Source organism: Dactylosporangium sp. NPDC049140 (genome assembly GCF_040648435.1).
Genome location: NZ_JBEZDS010000042.1, coordinates 1 through 16,506, shown reverse-complemented (window position 1 = coordinate 16,506; position 16,506 = coordinate 1). Strand labels below are relative to the sequence as shown.

Sequence of the window (16,506 nt, the reverse complement as noted above, 5' to 3'; positions counted from 1 at the left end):
GTGACACCTGCCGCGTCGTTGGTCGATTTTGTGCGTGGTCCCTCGCTTCCGGCGGCTGCCCGTCGGGTCGGACTGTGGGCTGCGCGGACGTACGGACTGACAAGTGCCGCGTCGATGGTCGACTCTGTGCGTGGTCCCTCATTTCCGACCGCTGCCCGTCGGGTCGGACTGCAGTCTGCACAGCCGTACGCACTCACAAGTACGCGTCTATGGATCCTGTGCGTCGTCCCTCACTTCCGACCGCTCCCCGCCCGCGGCCCGGCACGCTGCTGCCCGCCGGCGCCGACCCGTCCTGCCCACAGACCTGCGCGACCCGCCAGACCCTGGCCCGCCTGGCCGACCGATGGACGGTGCAGCTGCTGGACCGCCTCGCGACGGCCCCGCACCGCTTCGGCGAGCTGCGCGCATCAACCCCGGGCATCAGCGAGAAGATGCTGACCCAGACGCTGCGCAGCCTGGAGCGCGACGGCCTCGTGCGCACCTCCGACGCCGGGTACGCCCTGACGCCGCTGGGGCTCTCCCTGCTCGAGCCCCTGTCGGCGGTTCGTATGTGGGCCCGCACAAACATGTCGTCGATCGACGAGGCTCGCCGCTCCTACGACGGGCCGCACTAGAACGGCCAGCGACGTCAGTGATCGCTGTAGCCGCCGAGCCCCATGCTGTGGTGGGTTCTTCCCTGCTGGTGCCGCTGCCGGTGGTTTGTGTGTGGGCGCGCACGAACATGTTGTCGATCGGCGAGGCCCGCTGCTCCTACGACGGAGCCGCTCTCGAACGGTCGCCGTCGTCGGTGATCGCCGTGGTCGGCAGGGGCCCCGTCAGCGGTGCAGGGAATGCGCCGCGCCGGTGATCGCCGCCGTCGTCGAAACCCCTCAGCGGCGTAGGGCGCGGCCCGCGCCGGCGATCACCGTCGTTGCCAGGATCCAGCCGGCGGCCATGATCAGCACGGCCGCCGCCTTGTCCGGGCCGGCCGGGTTCCAGGCGTGTTCGTGGCCCAGGTCGACGAGCGGCACGAGCAGGTCCAGGGTGTACAGCAGCGGGTCCCAGGTCGGTGACTCGCCCGGCTTCACCGGGGGCAGCGGGCCGCTCCAAGCGAACCACGCCGACCCCGCGCCGAAGACCGCCACCAGCCAAAGCAGGGCCCGCGCCGGGCGGTAGCCGAAGCCTATCGTCGCGTCCTGCACCGCGCCCCACACCGCGCCCAGGCGGCCCATCGCGCGGTGCCGCAGGCGTTCGCGCACGCGCAGGACCTGGCGCGCCTCCTGCTCGCGGCCGTCGTGGCGCAGGGCCGCGGCTAGCTGGTCGTACGGGCCCGGCGCGAACGTGGGGTCGTAGCGCGCCATCCAGGCCAGGCGCTCGCGGGCGGTCCAGGCGGTCGTGTCGCTCGAGCGGCGGCTGATCCGATCGTACGTCAGGCCCCCGAGCTCGATCGTGCACGCCGCCGGCCAGCCGACCGGGTCGTCGACCAGGCGGCCAACGCGCGCGTCGCGCAGCACGACGGCGCCGGTCGACGACGGGTCGGGGCGCAGCGTCAGCGTCCGCGTCTCGGCCTCGATGAGCAGCAGTGCGGAGTCGTCGGGAGTCCGCAGTACCGAGCGCTGCAGCACGATCGCCGTGGCGGCGCGCAGGCCGATGAACATCACCATGCCGTCGGCGACCAGCTCGTGGGCCCACACGCCGCCGCCGACCACGGCGCCGTTCGCGGCGATCGCCGGGCCGCCGTCCGCCGGTGCGCGCATTGTGCACTGCGCGATGTTCAGGTCGCCGGCGATGCGCGCGCCGTCCAGGCGGACGCCGCAACCGTACGTCGATCCGTGTCCGATCCGCGCGTCCCCCTCGACCACGGCGCGCTGCAGGTTGACGGCGCCGCCGAAGCCGCTTCCGGACAGGTCCAGGGCGCCGTCGACCCGGACGTGGTGGAACCAGGCCTCGCCCGCCACGTGCGCGTGGCGCATCCCGAACCAGCGGCGCACGCGCAGCGACTCGGCGTCCAGCGACGGCAGCGTACTGTCGTCGAGGTTCACCGAGGCGAGCTCGGCGTGGTCGAGCACCAGCGGCTGTGCGAACGTGCAGTGCCGCAGCCGCATCGGCGCGTCGATGCGCGCGCCGGTCAGGTCGAGCCGGCCGGTGATGCGCGCGCCGGTCAGGTCGATGCGCGCCGTGCGTCCGGGCCGCGCGGCCGGGCCGTCGAGCAGCAGCTCGGCGATGAGCGAGGCCGGCACCGGCGCGCCGCGGGCGTCCAGGGGCAGGCCGGCGCGGAAGGCGGTGCGGACGGTACGGAGGATCCCTCTCACGAGGGATCCGTCCCGCTCCTGTCGGCGATGCGGACTAGGCGGCCCCGGCGAAAGCATCGACGCATGTCCAGAACAATACTGACGATCCTCATCTGGGTCGGCGTCGTCGGGCTCGGCGTCGGCTTCGGCGGCGGGGTGTTCGAGAAGCTCACGGCCCAGGTCGCGACCGTGCCCGGCAGCGAGAACGAGCGCGCCCTCGACCTGCGCGAGCGGGCCGGCGGCCCCGCCGGGCAGCACCTCACCGTCGTCGTCACCGGCGGCGCCGATGCCGGCCCCGCGCTCGAGGCCGCGCGCACCATGCCCGGCGTGACCGAGGTCGCCCCGCCGCTGCCCAGCGCCGACGGGCAGGCCGTGCTCACCGACATCACGCTCACGGCGGAGGCGACCGAGGCCCAGGCCGGCGCGGTCGCCGAGCGCATCCGCGCGGCCGCGCCGGGCCGGATCACGGTCGCCGGCGGGCCGCTGACGAACACCGAGTTCGGCATGCAGGCACAGAGCGACGTCCAGCGCGCCGAGATCTTCACGCTGCCGGTGGTGCTGATCCTGCTCATCGTGGTCTTCGGCGGCCTCGTCGCGGGGCTGATGCCCCTGATGGTCGCCCTGGCCGGCACGGGCGCGACCTTCGGGATCCTGTACCTCGGCAGCTTCGTCACCGACATCAGCGTCTACGCGATCCAGGTCGCCACGATGCTGAGCATGGGCCTCGCGGTCGACTACGGGCTGCTGCTCATCAGCCGGTACCGCAGCGAACTGGCCCAGACCGCCGACCGCGACGAGGCCCTGCGGCGGGCCGTCGCCAAGGCCGGCCGCACCATCGCCGTCACCGGACTGACCGTCGCCGCGAGCCTGCTCGGCCTCACCGTGTTCCCGGACGCGTTCCTGCGCTCGATGGGCCTGGCCGGCGCCGGCGTCGTCGTCGTGGACATGCTCGCGGTGCTCACCCTGCTGCCCGCCGTGCTGCGGCTCGTCGGCGGCCGGATCAAACCGGCGCGGGCCGCGGCCGGAGCCGGCGTGTTCGGCCGGCTCGCCCACGCCGTCCAGCGCCGCCCGCTGCTGGTCACAGTGGTCACCGCGGCCGGAGTGCTGCTGCTGGCGGTACCGTCGCTGCATCTTCGTCTCACCAACAGCGACGCGCGCGCCCTGCCGGCGACGACCGAGACGCGCAAGCAGTACGACGTGCTCGCCGCGCACTTCCCGGACCTGGTCGGCCCCGACGCCATCGCCGCCGTCGTGCGCTCGCCCGCCGGCGCCGCCGCGACCGCGGACTTCGCCGCGCGGGTGCGCTCGGTGCCGGGTGTGTCCACAGTGGAGGTCGTACCGGTCTCCGCCGACGTCAGCGTCGTGCGTGCGACGCCGGCGCACCAGCCCTGGACCGCCGGCGGCCGCGCGACCCTGCAGGCGGTGCGGGACCTGCCGGCGCCGTTCGAGGTGCTGGTGGCGGGCGACGCCGCGCGGCTCGTCGACTACCGCGCCATGCTCGCTGAGTACGGGCCGTGGGCCGCGCTCGTCGTGCTCGTGGCCACCTTCGCGCTGCTGGCCTTGTTCACCCGCTCGGTCCTGCTGCCCGTCAAGGCGGTGCTGACCAGCCTGCTGAGCATCGCCGCGGCGTTCGGCGCGATCGTGTGGGTGTTCCAGGACGGCCACCTCGCGAGCTGGTTCGGCACCGGGCGACTCGACGCGGTCGACCTCACCGTGCCGGTACTCGTCGCCGCTATCGCGTTCGGCCTCTCCGTCGACTACGAGGTGTTCCTCCTGGCCAGAATCCGGGAGCGGTACCTGCAGAGCGCCGACGCCCGCGAAGCCGTCGCGGTCGGCCTGCAGCAGACCGGGCGGATCGTCACCTCGGCGGCGCTGCTGCTCGTGGTGGTGTTCGCGGGCTTCCTGCTGGGCGGGTTCGCGCCCATCAAGGAGATCGGCCTCGGCCTGGTGGTGGCCATCGTGCTCGACGCCACCGTGGTGCGGATGCTGCTCGTGCCGGCCACGATGACGCTGCTGGGCCGCGCGAACTGGTGGCCGTCCCGCCCGCCGGCGGCTCCCTCCACAGTGGATCGCGAGCTCGTCGCCGCCGGGTAGCATGACGCGGTGATCGACCTCGACCACTGCCCCGCGGGCATCGACCCCGGACCGGCGCCGCTGCTGCGCCGGCCCGGGGTGCGCCTCGCGATCGTGGTGGCCCTGGCGCTGCTCGCGGCGTTCCCGGCGGCGCCGCCCGGCTGGCAGGCCTTCGCCCGCACCGCGCCGCCCCCGGTTCCGTGCCGCGGCGCCGCCGACGTGTACCACGTGCTCGCCGCCGGCTCCTGTCCGCGCGCCTGAACCCCCCTGAATCCGGCATATGACCGGTCAGGCGAAAAATCTGATATGTCGCGGCGCGCCAGCGCCCGACATATCGTGCGGCCCGGGGGACATGGTCAGGCGTCGCTTTGCTTGCACGTCGGTGGCGCCGGCCCGGGACATCGCCGGGCGTCGCTTGATGGCAGGATTGGCGCATGGGGGAGCAGGGCTGGCTGCGGCTGCTGGTCACCGGGCTCGCGACGGCCCACGTCGCCGGGCTCGTCGCCGGGCACGTGCTGCCGTGGACGGGCAGCCTGGCGATGACGGCCTTCCTGCTGTACACCCTGAGTCTCCCCGGTCCCCTCCCGGTCGTCGTGGCCCGCCGGATCGGCGTTGCGTGCCTGGCCGCCGTCGCGCTCTCCGTCGACGCCCGCACCGGTGGGAGCGGGTTTCCCAACGCGCTGCTCGACCTGACCGGCCCGGGGGCGCGGGAGCTCGACGGCACGCTGATCGTCGCGGGCCTGGTCGCCCTGGCCGTGGCCGCGGGCCTGGGGCGGCGCCGGGGTGTGCACCTGGCGGGCCTGGCCGCCGTGGCGTTCCTGGCACTGCTGGTGGCGCCGATGCTGTACGCGTGGTCGCGGCCGCAGCCCGAGGAGCAGCTGCGCACACGGATCACCACCGAGGCCCGGGAGCAGCTGCTGGCCCGGGCCCGGGCGGCGAATCCGGGGCGCGACGTCGTGATCGCCATCGCCGTTCAGCAGGACTCGCGGCCGCTGCCGGCGGCGCAGGCGCCCGACTGGTCGCTCGGCCTGCTCCCCGCGGCTCCGGCGGCGGCGCTGTTCGCGGCGCTGGCGTTCATCGCGACCGGGCGAGGTACCGCAGACCCTGCCTGAACACGGCGCGGGGGTTGGTGTCGAGGTGGCGCGCCCAGGCCGGGGCGGGCTCGCCGCGCAGCCACGCGTACCGGGCCAGGGCGTAGCCGTACATGGGCTCGGTCAGGTAACCGAGGCGGCTGGTGCTGGTGTACGTGTACTCGCCGTGCGCGCGCCGCGCGTAGTCGAACGCGGCGTTGGCGCCGAAGATGCCGAAGCCGAAGTAGAGCGCGCACAGGTCGGTGAGCGGCTCGTGGTCGCGGGCGCCGGGGTCGACGCGGCCCTCGGCGAGCAGCCGCACGTGGCCGAGCTCGTGCGCGACCGTGGCCACGAGCGCCATCGGCCGCGCCGCGAGGTCCTCCCGGATCGTGACGACCGCGCGCCCGTCCTGCACGCGGAAGTGTCCGGCGGCCGCGGACCGGTCGGTGTGCAGCGGCACGTGCCCCGCGAGCTCGGCCGCGGGCCCGTCGGCGTCGTACTCGACCGCGATCGCGGCGCGGTCGACCCCCATGCGCAGGCAGAGGCGCCGCACGACCGCCTCGACGTCGGCGGGGCTGCCCGTGTAGACGCCGGGGAAGTACTCGTCGGTGGGCGTGAACACGTCACCGAACAGCGCGACGCGCCCGAACTGCGCGACCAGCCAGTCGAGCGAGCGTTCGATCCACGCCCGCTCGACGTCGCGCACCGGGCACCGGGCCCCGCCCCGCCACACGTGGCTAGGTGGACAGGCCGTAGCGGCGGCCGATGGCCTCGACCTCGTCCTTGGCCTCCTTCAGGCCGACGCCCGTGGCCTCGCGGTACGCCTTGATCGCCTGGATCTTCCGGCCCTGCTGCAGCTCCTGCAGCACCATCGGGTGCACGTCCGGCACGGGCTCCTGGATGCCCAGGTTCTCCATGATCAGGTCGAGCTTGCGCTCGACCGCGGCCAGGCGGCGGGCCGCGTCCGGGTCGGGGCCGCGGCGCGCGCTCAGGGCGAGCACCGCGACCACGGCCAGGATCAGCGCCGGGATCCATTCCATACCGCCATTCAACCGCACCCGCGCTATTTCAGGCTTGACTTATATAAGGCCCGGGTGACACTCTCGGCTCATGCACGCGTTCGACGTGCTCGGCGACCCCGTTCGCCGGCGGATCCTGGAGCTGCTCGCCGACGGCGAGCGGCCCGCCGGAGCGATAAGCGAGGCCGTCCGGGCCGAGTTCGGCATCTCCCAGCCGGCCGTCTCCCAGCACCTCAAGGTGCTGCGCGAGGCCGGCTTCGCCACCGTGCGCGCGGACGGCACCCGCCGCCTGTACGCCGTCGACGCCGCCCCGCTCCAGGAGGTCGACGCCTGGCTGGACCGTTTCCGCGGCTTCTGGAACCAGCGCCTCGACGCCCTGGGCACCGAGCTGGCCCGGGGCCGGCGCGCCCGCGCCCGAGACAAGGAGGACCCGTGATCGACCTCGTCAACCAGATCAACGCCACCCACCGCGAGCTGGGCACCGCCCCGCTGACCGGCGGCGGCGACGGCCGCTCGCTGCTGCTGCGCCGCACGTACGACGCGACCGTCGAGGACGTGTGGGACGCCTGCACCGACCCCGGCCGCCTGGCCCGCTGGCTCGCCCCGGTCGAGGGCGACCTGCGCCCCGGCGGCTCGTACCAGCTGCAGGGCAACGCCGGCGGCGAGATCCTGCGCTGCGAGGCGCCGGCGCTGCTGCGCGTCACCTGGTCGATGGGGGAGGGGATGGCGACCGAGGTGGAGCTGCGCCTGGCCCCGTCGGGCGGCGACCGTACCGCGCTGGAGCTGGAGCACACCGCGCCGGCCGAGGTCGTCGACGAGATGGTCCGCCAGTTCGGCCCGGGCGGCACGATCGGCATCGGCGGCGGCTGGGACCTGGCCCTCCTGGGGCTGTTCATGCACCTGGGCGCGGCCGCCTTCGACCCGGCGACGTGGCCGGGCACCGCGGAGGCGAAGGCGTTCGAGGTGCGCAGCTGCGAGGCGTGGGGCGCGGTCGTACAGGCCGCGTGGGGCACGAGCGACGAGGACCGGGCCGCGGCGGTGGCCTTCGCGACGGGACAGTTCGCCCCGGAGTGACCCGGGGCGCCGCCGTTGCGTGCGCACCATTGAAGCCGGCCGTTTGGCCGGCTTTATGTGGAGTCGCTCCTGGATCGCGCTACGCCGACCGGTCCGGCTTCGGATGCAGCGTAGTTCACTTGGCCGGCCCGGCGCCTACGGGACGACGCGGTCGCGGATGCTGTCGAGCACCGCCTCCGCTGCCCATGCGGCCGCGTCGGCGATGTCACGCCGGTCCATGCCGAACTCGCGGCGAAACGTCACCCAGGTCGCGGCGGAGTCGAGGTGGGACAGCGCCACGATGACCGCTCTGCGCTGCGCCGCGTCGAGGGATGGCACCTCGGCGTCCAGCAGCCGCTCGAGGTGCGCCCGGCCGGGCGACGGCGCCGCGCCGCTCACACCGCGCATTGCCGTCTCGGCGACGACGTGCGCGAGTTCCGGCCGCGCGTCGTACCGCTGCATCGCGTCGCGGATCGCGAGGGGGATGTCGAAGATCGAGTGTGACTCCTCGCGGACGAACACCGTCGCCTCGATCCACGCTGCGGTCGCCAGCAGCAGATCGACCCGCGTAGGGTAGTTGCGGAACACCGTGCGCTCGGCGATGCCGGCCCGGCGGGCGACGAGCCGGTACGACACGTCGTCGCTGCCGACTTCCTCGATCAGCTCGGCGTAGGCGGCGAGGATCGCCGCTCGCGTGCCGCTCAGCGCCGGGACGGCCATCGACCCGCTCACGGCTCCGCCCACGTCGCGTCGGGCAGCCTCGCGAGCACTGTGCCCACGGCGCGATCGAACGCGTCGCAGATCTCGCCGGCATCCAGGTCGAAGCCCGTGCGCAGTCGCGCCCAGAACATCGCCGACGAGAAGTAACGCAGGGATGCCGCGACCCGCCGCCGATCCCGCCGGTTGAGCGTCGAAGCCGACACGTCGAGCATCGCCTCGATCGCACGCGTGATGAAGGCGGGCTCGGCGTCGAGCGTCAGCGAGATCGTAGACGCCCGTGCGCCGACGAATGCGTACGCGGGCAACGCGTCGAAGGCGCGGAAGCGCTCGTGCACGGCCGCGCGGAAATCGGCCACGGTCACGAACGGCGGCAGCGGGAAATGGGTCTGCTCAATCCAGTTCGACAGTGCGGCGAGCAGGTGCGCACGCGTGGGGTACTGGCGGTAAACCGTGCGCTCCGAGATACCGACCTCGTCGGCGAGGGTGCGATAGGAGATGTCGTCGAACGTGTGCTCACGCAGCAGAACCGCCGCGCTCGCCAGAATCGCGGTCGCGGTGTCGACCGGCTCCTCCATCACGTTCCCCTGCCTCGATCGGTCGCCCAGTGCGGGGGGCCGGTGACTTCCGGCGGAAGCACGTAGCGATCGGAATCGTCGAGCGTGAGCGCCAGCGACGAGACGTACTGCACCTGGCCGTGCTCCCCTCGCTGGGCCGAGGCCAGCATATCCGGTCGCTCGAACATGTATCCGGTGACATGGCAGCGGAGCCGCTCACCCGAGGGGTTGCCGTGCTCGTCGAACAGGGGAGAGTCGATGCCGTCGGAGCGGCGGCGGAGGTAGTAGCGTCCCCGGGTGGCGAGGGCCATGACCGGCGTGGCGACGAACGCGACGCCGATCGCGATGAGCACCGAGAACGGCTTGACGGCGGTGCCGAGCAGCCCGGCGAACGCGATCAGCGAAAGCACCGAGGCGAGCCCCACCGACACGAGCCCCACCGGGTTCCAGTCGTGCAGCATGCCACGGCGGAATTCCGGGAAGCGCGGCGAGATGCGCAGCACCCACTTGTTGATCGCGATATCGGTGGCGATTGTCACGAGCCAAGCCATGACGACGTTCGCGTACAGGCTCAGGACGAAGGAGATGAGGGTGAAGACGTCCAGCATCATGAGCGCGTACGCGATCACAAGGTTGAGCAGCACGAAGATCGTGCGACCCGGGTAGTGCTTTGCCACCCGGGTGAAGACGTTCGACCAGGCGAGCGAGCCCGAATACGCGTTCGTCACGTTGATCTTCACCTGCGCGACCACGATGAGCACGAGGGCGAGGGCGATTGCGAGCCAGTCGGGGAACAGGGTCTGGTACATGCCGACGAACTGCTTGACCGGTTCGGTCGCGGAGTGCCCGAGGGTGGGATCGATTTTCACGAGGACGTAGACGGCGAGAAACACCCCGATCATCTGCTTGGTGCTGCTGAAGATGACCCAGCCCGGGCCGGACAATGCGAACGACGTCCACCACGAGCGGGCGTTCGACGGCGTGCGCGGCGGCATGGCGCGGATGTAGTCGATCTGCTCCGCCAGCTGCGGGGTGAGGGCGAAGCACACGGCCGCGCTTGAGACAACGGCGCCGAAACTGATCGAGCCGTCGGAGTTGCCGTTGAACGACGTGAAGGCGCGCACTGACTCGGGGTCGGAGACGATGATCCACAGCAGCGGCAGCAGGGCGAGGGCGAGCCACAGGGGCGTGGTCCAGAATTGCAGGCGCTCCAGCGCACGCATGCCGTAGATGACGATCGGGATCACGACCACGGTCGAGATGAGATAGCCGAGCCACAGCGGCGTCCCCGTCGCCACCTGCAGCCCCTGCGCCATGATGGCGCCCTCCAAGGCAAAGAAGATGCAGGTGAAGCCCGCGAAGACCACGGTTGTGATGATCGAGCCGTAGTAGCCGAATCCCGAGCCACGGGCGATGAGGTCGAGGTCGAGGTTGTAGCGGGCGGCGTAGTAGGCGACGGGTACGCCCACGATGACGATGATGACCGACGCGAACAGGATGCCGAGCATGGCATTGGCGGTACCGTGGTCGATGCCGATGGTCGCGCCGATCGAGAAATCGGCGAGGAACGCGATGGACCCGAGGGCTGTCGCGCCGACGGACGCCGCGCTCCAGCGCCGGAAGGTGCGCGGCACATATCGGAAGGCATAGTCCTCGAGGCTGTCCTCCGCGGCCGCGCGCGCGTTGCCTGTCCTGCTCATAGTGGCATCCCCTCACGCGCCGGGCGTGGGGCATGTTCCGGGTTCGTTGTTACGAACGTATTGCAGGCCCGGAAACCGGTAATGTCGGCTCAGATCGCCATGGCGGCTCGCACGGTGGAGACGGCTGCCGAGCCCCCCTCGTCGGTCTGGGTGACGAAGCCCGAGGCGAGCACGACGTAGCGCTCAGCGGCCTCGAGGGCGAAGCCGATGTGCTGCTCGACGAGCAGCACGTTGATGCCCTCGCCGGCCAGCTGCACGATGGTGCGCTCGATCTCGGCGACGATCGTGGGCTGGATGCCCTCGGTCGGCTCGTCAAGGATGAGCAGCTTCGGCTCGGTGATGAGGGCGCGGGCGATCGCGAGCTGCTGGCGCTGCCCGCCCGAGAGCAGGCCTGCCTTCCGGGCTGCGAACTGCTCCAGTGCGGGGAAGCGAGCCAGCTGCGCGTCGATGAGGGCCTTGCCGCCCCGGCGTCCGTCGGCGACGAGCTGCAGATTCTCGAGCGTGGTGAGCTGGCCGAACGCCTGCTGACCCTGCGGCACGTACGCCATGCCGCGAGCGACGCGCTTGTTGGGGGCGAGCGACGCGATGTCTTCGCCGTCGAAGAACACGCGGCCCTTCGTCGGCTTGATGAGCCCGATCGCGACCCGCAGCAGCGTCGTCTTGCCGGCGCCGTTGTGGCCGAGCACGGCCACGACCTTCCCGGCCGGCACCGTCACCCCGTGCAGCACCCGCGTGCGCCCGTAGCCGGCCTCGATGTCGGTGAGCTCAAGCATGTTCAGTCCTCCTCCTGCTGCTGCGTCCCGGCTGCCAGCTCCGGCGAGCTTGCGAGCCGGACAGTTGACACCGTCGGCGAGCCTGCGAGCCCGACGGCTGCCGCTTCGGGCACGACCGACATCGCGGCCGTGGTCGCGGCGCCCGCAGTGCCGAGGTAGACCTCCTGCACCTTGGGGTCGGCCTGCACCTCGGCCACCGTGCCGTGTGAGAGCACCTTGCCCTGGTGTAGCACCGTCACGCGCGTGGCAAAGCGGCGCATGAAGTCCATGTCGTGCTCGACCACCAGCACAATGCGCTTCGCCGCGACACGCTGCAGGAGCTCGCCGGTCGCGGTCCGCTCGTCCTGGCTCATGCCGGCGACTGGTTCGTCGAGCAGCAGCACCCTCGCGTCCTGCACGAGCAGCATCGCGATCTCCAGCCACTGCTTCTGGCCGTGCGACAGGATGCCGGCCGGCGTGGCGAGCTCGCCGGCGAGTCCTGTCTCCTCCAGCGCCTGCATGATCGACGGGTCGACGCCACGCCGGGCCCGTAGCAGCGAGGCCCAGTGGCGGTGGCGTCCGGCGGCGATGTCGAGATTCTGCAGCACCGAGAGCTCGTTGAAGACGCTGGCGGTCTGGAACGTGCGGCCGACCCCGAGCCGGACGATCTTGTGCACCGGCCTGCCGAGCAGCTCCTGCTCGCCGAGCCTCGCCGACCCGGTGGCCGCAGAGAGCCCCGTGATGGCGTCGATGCAGGTCGTCTTGCCGGCGCCGTTCGGGCCGATGAGGAACCGGACCTCGCCGGGGTGCGCGTCGAAGGAGACGCCGCCGACCGCGACGAAGCCCGAGAACTCGACGTGGAGGTCCGTGACGACGAGCGACGCGTCGGTCACGACTTCGCCTCCTCGAGCTGCAGGGTGGCGGTCGCCGCCGCGGGCTGTTCGCCCGGGCCCCGTCGCGCTGCCGTGAACCTGGCCGGCACCGACGACAGTCCTTTCGGCAGGAAGAGGATGACGACGATGAACAGCAGGCCGATGATGTAGGTCCAGCCGTCGGGCCAGGTGGAGCCGAGGCTCGACTGCCCCCAGCCGACCGCCATCGCGCCGAGCGCGGGGCCGAAGAGCGAGGCGCGGCCGCCGAAGGCGACGCCCGCGATCATGAGGATCGAGGCGGCAGCACCGATCTCGGCCGGCGTGATGATGCCCACGATGGGCACGAACATCGCTCCGCCGATGCTTGCCATCAGCGCTGCGACGACGAAGGCGGCGAGCTTGATGTTGGCCGGGTCGTAGCCGAGGAAGCGCACGCGCTCCTCGGCGTCCCGGGTGGCGACGAGGAGCTCACCGAAGCGGCTGCGGTAGAGCTGCCACACCACGAGCAGGCACACGACGAGCAGCGCGGCCGTGATGAGGTACACCATGTTCCTGTTCGCCGGGTCCTTCAGCACGAAACCGAAGAAGTACTTGAAGTCGCTGAGCCCGGTGTCGCCGCCGGTCTCGCGGATCGTGGAGCTGACCAGGGTGGCGAGCGCGACGGCGAGCGCCTGCGTCAGGATCGCGAAGTACGCGCCCTTCACGCGGCGCTTGAACAGCGCGTAGCCGAGGATGCCGGCCACGACCACCGGGAGCAGCACGATCGCCAGCAGGGTGAACGCAGCGCTGCGGAACGGCTCCCAGAACGCCGGGAGCGGCGCGAGCGGGTCGTAGAGCACCATGAACCCCGGGACCCCGTCACCGGCGGTCTCCAGCGTGAGGTGCATGGCCATCGCGTACGCACCGAGAGCGAAGAACACCCCCTGCCCCATCACGAGCATCCCGCCTCGGCCCCACGCCAGGCCGATGCCGACGGCGGCCATCGCCCAGCAGCAGTACTTGCCGAGGTTGCCGAGCCAGTGATCGGTGAGCACGAGGGGCGCGACCGCGAGGAGCAGGACGGCGAACACCCCGATGCCGACGAGGGAAAGCCGTGGCTTCAGTTTGGTCATACCAGACTCCTGGTTCGCACCGTGAACATGCCCTGCGGGCGCACCTGCAGGAAGACGATCACGAGGATGAAGGCGAACACCTGCGCGAGGCTGCCGGTCGTCCAGTAGGCGAAGCACGAGAGGACGACGCCCACCGCCCACGCGGCGACGATGGTGCCCTTGAGCTGGCCGATGCCGCCGGCGGCGACGACGAGAAAGGCCGGGATGATGTACTGCGCGCCCATCTGGGAGTTCGTGCCGCCGATGAGCGACGCGGCCACTCCGGCGACCCCGGCCAGCCCCGACCCGACGAAGAAGGTCAGGCGGTCGACGGTGCGGGTGGAGATCCCCGCGGTCTCGGCGAGGTCCCGGTTCTGCACGGTCGCCCGGATGCGGCGGCCGAACGAGGTGTACTTGAGCCAGGCCGCCAGCGCGGCGACGCAGACGGTCGCGAGCACGATGGTGAACACCTGCCGCAGCGGCCAGTCGTAGCCGAGGATGGTCAACTGCCCGTCGAGCCAGCCTGGCTTCTCCACCGGGACGCCCTGGGACGGGAAGATCTGCAGCGCCGCCTGTTGCAGGATCAGGCTGACACCGACCGTGACGAGCAGGGTGTCGAGGGGCCTGCGATACATCCATTGGATGATGCTGACCTCCAGCAGGAGGCCGAACAGTCCGGCGACGACGAACGCGACCGGCAGCGCGACCGGGATCGACAGATCGCTGGATTCGATGACCTGCTGGACGAGGTAGGCGGTGAAGGCGCCGATCATGAGGAACTCGCCGTGGGCCATGTTGATCACGCCCATCTGACCGAACGTGAGCGAGAGGCCGAGCGCGGCGAGCAGGAGCAGCGCACCCTGTGCGCTGCCGTTCAGCAGCGGTGGGATCAATGCGTCCACGTGCTCTCGCTCTCTGTGCGGGGGTGGGTGTGAGGGGGATTCGGATCCGGGTACGCGGGGTTGCCTGGCGCAGGCGACACGCAACCCCGCGTCCGGGTGGGGGTGGGGCCGATCAGCCCGCGGCCTTCACGAGCTGGTCGCGGACGTTCGCCGGGAACCAGTCGTAGCCGTTGAGGAACGGGTCGGGCTTGATGAACTTGTCGGAGGACCAGACGATGTCGAACTGGTTGCTGGCGTTGATCCGGCCGATGTGACCCGGCTTCGAGATGTGGTGGTTCTCGCCGTCGAGCGTGACGGTGCCCTCCGGCGCGGCGAACGTGATGGCGTTCTTCTTCGCTGCGGCGTTCACCGCGTTGACGTCGAACGAGCCGGCCGCCTCGACGAGGGCTTTGTACAGGTACAGCGAGATGTAGGCGGCCTCCATCGGGTCGGAGGTGACGCCGCTGCTCTTGGGGTAGGCCTTCCAGCTGTCGATGAACTTCGGGTTGGTGTCGGACTTGAGCGACTGGAAGTAGTTCCAGGACGCGTAGTGGCCGGTGACCTCGTGGCCCATGGCCGGCGCTTCCTCCTCGGCGATCGACACCGAGATGATCGGCGTCGTCGCCGCGGTGAGGCCGGCGTCGTAGTAGGCCTTGATGAAGCCGACGTTCGACGAGCCGTTGATGGTGTTGAAGATGAAGTCGGGCTTGGCCGCCTTGATTTTCGCCACCTGGGTGGTCCAGTCGTCCTTGTCGAGCGGTACGTACTCCTCACCGACGATCTGGATGCCAAGCTTGGCCGCGTAGAGCTTGATGATCGCGTTCGCGGTGCGCGGGAAGACGTAGTCGCTGCCGGCGAGGAACAGCTTCTTCACCCCCTTGGAGGCGAGGAAGTCCATCGCCGGGATGATCTGCTGGTTGGTGGTCGCACCGGTGTAGTAGATGTTCGGCGACGCCTCAAGGCCCTCGTACTGCACCGGGTAGAAGAAGAGGCCGTTGTTCTTCTCGACGACCGGCTTGACGGCCTTGCGGGACGACGAGGTCCAGCCGCCGAAGATCGCGCCTACGCAGTCCTGGGTGAGCAGCTTCTCGGTCTTCTCCGCGAAGGTGGGCCAATCGGTGGCGCCGTCTTCCTGGACGTACTGGATCTTCTTTCCGAGGATGCCGCCGCCGGCGTTGATCTCGTCGGCGGCCATGTGCAGCACGTTGGAGACGGTCTTCTCGGAGATCGCCATGCCGCCGGTGAGGGAGTTGAGGAAGCCGAGCTTGATGGTGCTGCCGGAGGTGTCGACGCAACTGGGTCCGGCCGACTTGCTGCCGGACGCTTCGTCGCCGGCGCGGGCGCCGCAGCCGGCGAGCACGAGGGCGACGGTCGTCGCGAAGGCGCCCGTGGCGACAAGCGTGCGCAGCCGCTTGCTGGTGGTGGACATATGCGGGAACTCCGTTCCTGGTCAAGGAGGCGTGACGCCGGGTCGCGGCACAGTGGATGGTGCGGATGTTCACGTCCCGGGCCGAGCCGCCGGCGTCCCAAGCGCCCAGCCCGGTATCGCCCAACGAGGTGCAGCCGGCTGCTGCAGGTGAGAGCAGATTGGCCTCGTGTCATTACTCTGACATTTCTCGATCGTTCCAACTATGTAACCGCCGCCCGGCAGAGCTGCACTGGGCTCCGAAATGCACGGAAAATCGCCGAAGGGCGATGTCAGAGTTCTGTCGCGCCCGAGATGAGGGCAGAACGATGGCACACTTCTGACATCCGGGAGGGCCGATGCACTGCAATCCCGCCGAGACGGTGCTGCGCGATCGGCGGGCGGCCCAGGACGCGATGCACTTCCGTCCTGCTCGATCGGTTCCGGCGGAACCTTCGCCGCGCCGGCGACCGCAACGTCCAGCACTTCGGCCGCGTCGAACCACAGCGTCGCCTCGCCTCGCCCCGCACGCCCGCTTCGCCATGCGCCGCACCATCACCCGCAACTTCCTCCACAAGCTGGCGCCAGTGACGTACCACCACGTCCGGTGGCCACCCACCGACGTCATCCGCTACCCGGACCACAACGGACTGTCTGGATGCCGAAGCGAAGCGGCACCCTCGACCTCCAGACCCGGACGCCGCTCCCAACGTGGGATGAGGTCCTGGATGTCCTGGACGCCGACGAACCGAACGGGAGCGTCAAGAAAACGGCTCTGGCGCGTGGTGGTGGCTGGGGTGATCGAAGCTCGCTGATCATGCTGCGGCAGGGTGTCAACGGTGCGCTGCCCACCGATGACCGCACACTGACCTGAAGTCACGTCTCCGGCATGATTACACCGAACCTCCAAAGTGGACTGACTTACTCATGACGTGCGACATCGTGTCGCACCGGATCGCGGCTACGTATTGACTAGACCTACGACCGCAGCCCGGCCAGGCTTGGTCGAGGTGACCGGTGGGGTCGCTCGTATCGCGGCTGCCCAC

Annotated in this window: 17 protein-coding genes and 1 pseudogene; 7 read left to right on the top strand and 11 right to left on the bottom strand. The window is 70.8% G+C overall.

Going from position 1 to position 16,506, the window contains the following annotated elements; all coding sequences use genetic code 11:
- Nucleotides 1–209: 209 nt before the first annotated feature.
- Nucleotides 210–614 carry a helix-turn-helix domain-containing protein gene (locus AB0B76_RS43620; RefSeq protein ID WP_360387153.1) on the top strand — a complete coding sequence of 135 codons (405 nt, stop codon included), beginning with the start codon at nucleotides 210–212 and terminating at the stop codon, nucleotides 612–614.
- A 255-nt stretch (nucleotides 615–869) separates the two neighbouring features.
- On the opposite strand, the gene AB0B76_RS43615 is transcribed toward AB0B76_RS43620, so the two are convergent.
- Nucleotides 870–2,291, bottom strand: coding sequence for a hypothetical protein (locus AB0B76_RS43615; RefSeq protein ID WP_360387150.1), 1,422 nt, complete (start codon nucleotides 2,289–2,291; stop codon nucleotides 870–872).
- 63 nt (nucleotides 2,292–2,354) lie between these two features.
- Here AB0B76_RS43615 and AB0B76_RS43610 point away from each other — a divergent pair, with 63 nt between their 5' ends.
- From AB0B76_RS43610 to AB0B76_RS43600, 3 genes are all read left to right on the top strand, one after another.
- Nucleotides 2,355–4,364, top strand: a complete 2,010-nt coding sequence (locus tag AB0B76_RS43610; RefSeq protein WP_360387147.1) for an MMPL family transporter — start codon at nucleotides 2,355–2,357, stop codon at nucleotides 4,362–4,364.
- 9 nt (nucleotides 4,365–4,373) lie between these two features.
- Complete coding sequence (locus AB0B76_RS43605; RefSeq protein ID WP_360387144.1) at nucleotides 4,374–4,604, top strand: hypothetical protein; 231 nt, start codon at nucleotides 4,374–4,376, stop codon at nucleotides 4,602–4,604.
- Nucleotides 4,605–4,777: 173 nt separating this feature from the next.
- A complete protein-coding gene (locus tag AB0B76_RS43600) occupies nucleotides 4,778–5,455 on the top strand; it encodes a hypothetical protein (RefSeq protein WP_360387142.1) in 678 nt (225 codons plus the stop codon).
- Here AB0B76_RS43600 and AB0B76_RS43595 read toward each other — a convergent pair.
- Nucleotides 5,418–6,119, bottom strand: a complete 702-nt coding sequence (locus AB0B76_RS43595) for a hypothetical protein (protein ID WP_360387139.1) — start codon at nucleotides 6,117–6,119, stop codon at nucleotides 5,418–5,420. The two genes, AB0B76_RS43600 and AB0B76_RS43595, sit on opposite strands and share 38 nt — an antisense overlap.
- A gap of 61 nt (nucleotides 6,120–6,180) precedes the next feature.
- A pseudogene (locus tag AB0B76_RS43590) lies at nucleotides 6,181–6,453 on the bottom strand (ribosomal protein L7/L12); the annotation flags it as partial.
- 70 nt (nucleotides 6,454–6,523) lie between these two features.
- Here AB0B76_RS43590 and AB0B76_RS43585 point away from each other — a divergent pair.
- A complete protein-coding gene (locus tag AB0B76_RS43585) occupies nucleotides 6,524–6,868 on the top strand; it encodes a metalloregulator ArsR/SmtB family transcription factor (protein WP_360387136.1) in 345 nt (114 codons plus the stop codon).
- On the top strand, nucleotides 6,865–7,506 hold the full coding sequence (locus AB0B76_RS43580; protein WP_360387134.1) for an SRPBCC family protein: 642 nt from the start codon (nucleotides 6,865–6,867) through the stop codon (nucleotides 7,504–7,506). Before AB0B76_RS43585 ends, AB0B76_RS43580 begins: the two co-directional genes overlap by 4 nt.
- Nucleotides 7,507–7,641: 135 nt before the next feature.
- On the opposite strand, the gene AB0B76_RS43575 is transcribed toward AB0B76_RS43580, so the two are convergent.
- From AB0B76_RS43575 to urtA, 8 genes are all read right to left on the bottom strand, one after another.
- Nucleotides 7,642–8,217 carry a TetR/AcrR family transcriptional regulator gene (locus AB0B76_RS43575; RefSeq protein WP_360387132.1) on the bottom strand — a complete coding sequence of 192 codons (576 nt, stop codon included), beginning with the start codon at nucleotides 8,215–8,217 and terminating at the stop codon, nucleotides 7,642–7,644.
- Complete coding sequence (locus tag AB0B76_RS43570) at nucleotides 8,214–8,780, bottom strand: TetR/AcrR family transcriptional regulator (protein WP_360387383.1); 567 nt, start codon at nucleotides 8,778–8,780, stop codon at nucleotides 8,214–8,216. Before AB0B76_RS43570 ends, AB0B76_RS43575 begins: the two co-directional genes overlap by 4 nt.
- Nucleotides 8,780–10,459: a cytosine permease gene (locus AB0B76_RS43565; protein WP_360387129.1), complete on the bottom strand. Its 1,680-nt coding sequence runs from the start codon at nucleotides 10,457–10,459 to the stop codon at nucleotides 8,780–8,782. Before AB0B76_RS43565 ends, AB0B76_RS43570 begins: the two co-directional genes overlap by 1 nt.
- Before the next feature lie 89 nt (nucleotides 10,460–10,548).
- The gene (locus AB0B76_RS43560; RefSeq protein ID WP_360387126.1) at nucleotides 10,549–11,232 is read right to left on the bottom strand and encodes an ATP-binding cassette domain-containing protein; all 684 of its coding nucleotides are present in this window, start codon (nucleotides 11,230–11,232) and stop codon (nucleotides 10,549–10,551) included.
- A gap of 2 nt (nucleotides 11,233–11,234) precedes the next feature.
- Nucleotides 11,235–12,104 carry an urea ABC transporter ATP-binding protein UrtD gene (gene urtD, locus AB0B76_RS43555; protein WP_360387123.1) on the bottom strand — a complete coding sequence of 290 codons (870 nt, stop codon included), beginning with the start codon at nucleotides 12,102–12,104 and terminating at the stop codon, nucleotides 11,235–11,237.
- Entirely contained in the window at nucleotides 12,101–13,195 is a 1,095-nt protein-coding gene (gene urtC, locus AB0B76_RS43550) for an urea ABC transporter permease subunit UrtC (RefSeq protein WP_360387120.1), read from the bottom strand. The genes urtD and urtC overlap by 4 nt, the downstream gene beginning before the upstream one ends.
- Nucleotides 13,192–14,076: an urea ABC transporter permease subunit UrtB gene (urtB, locus tag AB0B76_RS43545; RefSeq protein ID WP_360387117.1), complete on the bottom strand. Its 885-nt coding sequence runs from the start codon at nucleotides 14,074–14,076 to the stop codon at nucleotides 13,192–13,194. The genes urtC and urtB overlap by 4 nt, the downstream gene beginning before the upstream one ends.
- Nucleotides 14,077–14,188: 112 nt before the next feature.
- Nucleotides 14,189–15,484 carry an urea ABC transporter substrate-binding protein gene (gene urtA, locus AB0B76_RS43540; RefSeq protein ID WP_360387114.1) on the bottom strand — a complete coding sequence of 432 codons (1,296 nt, stop codon included), beginning with the start codon at nucleotides 15,482–15,484 and terminating at the stop codon, nucleotides 14,189–14,191.
- A 634-nt stretch (nucleotides 15,485–16,118) separates the two neighbouring features.
- On the opposite strand from urtA, the gene AB0B76_RS43535 reads away from it, so the two are divergent.
- Nucleotides 16,119–16,334 (top strand): hypothetical protein, encoded by a 216-nt coding sequence (locus tag AB0B76_RS43535; protein WP_360387112.1) that lies wholly within the window; start codon nucleotides 16,119–16,121, stop codon nucleotides 16,332–16,334.
- Nucleotides 16,335–16,506: the final 172 nt, after the last annotated feature.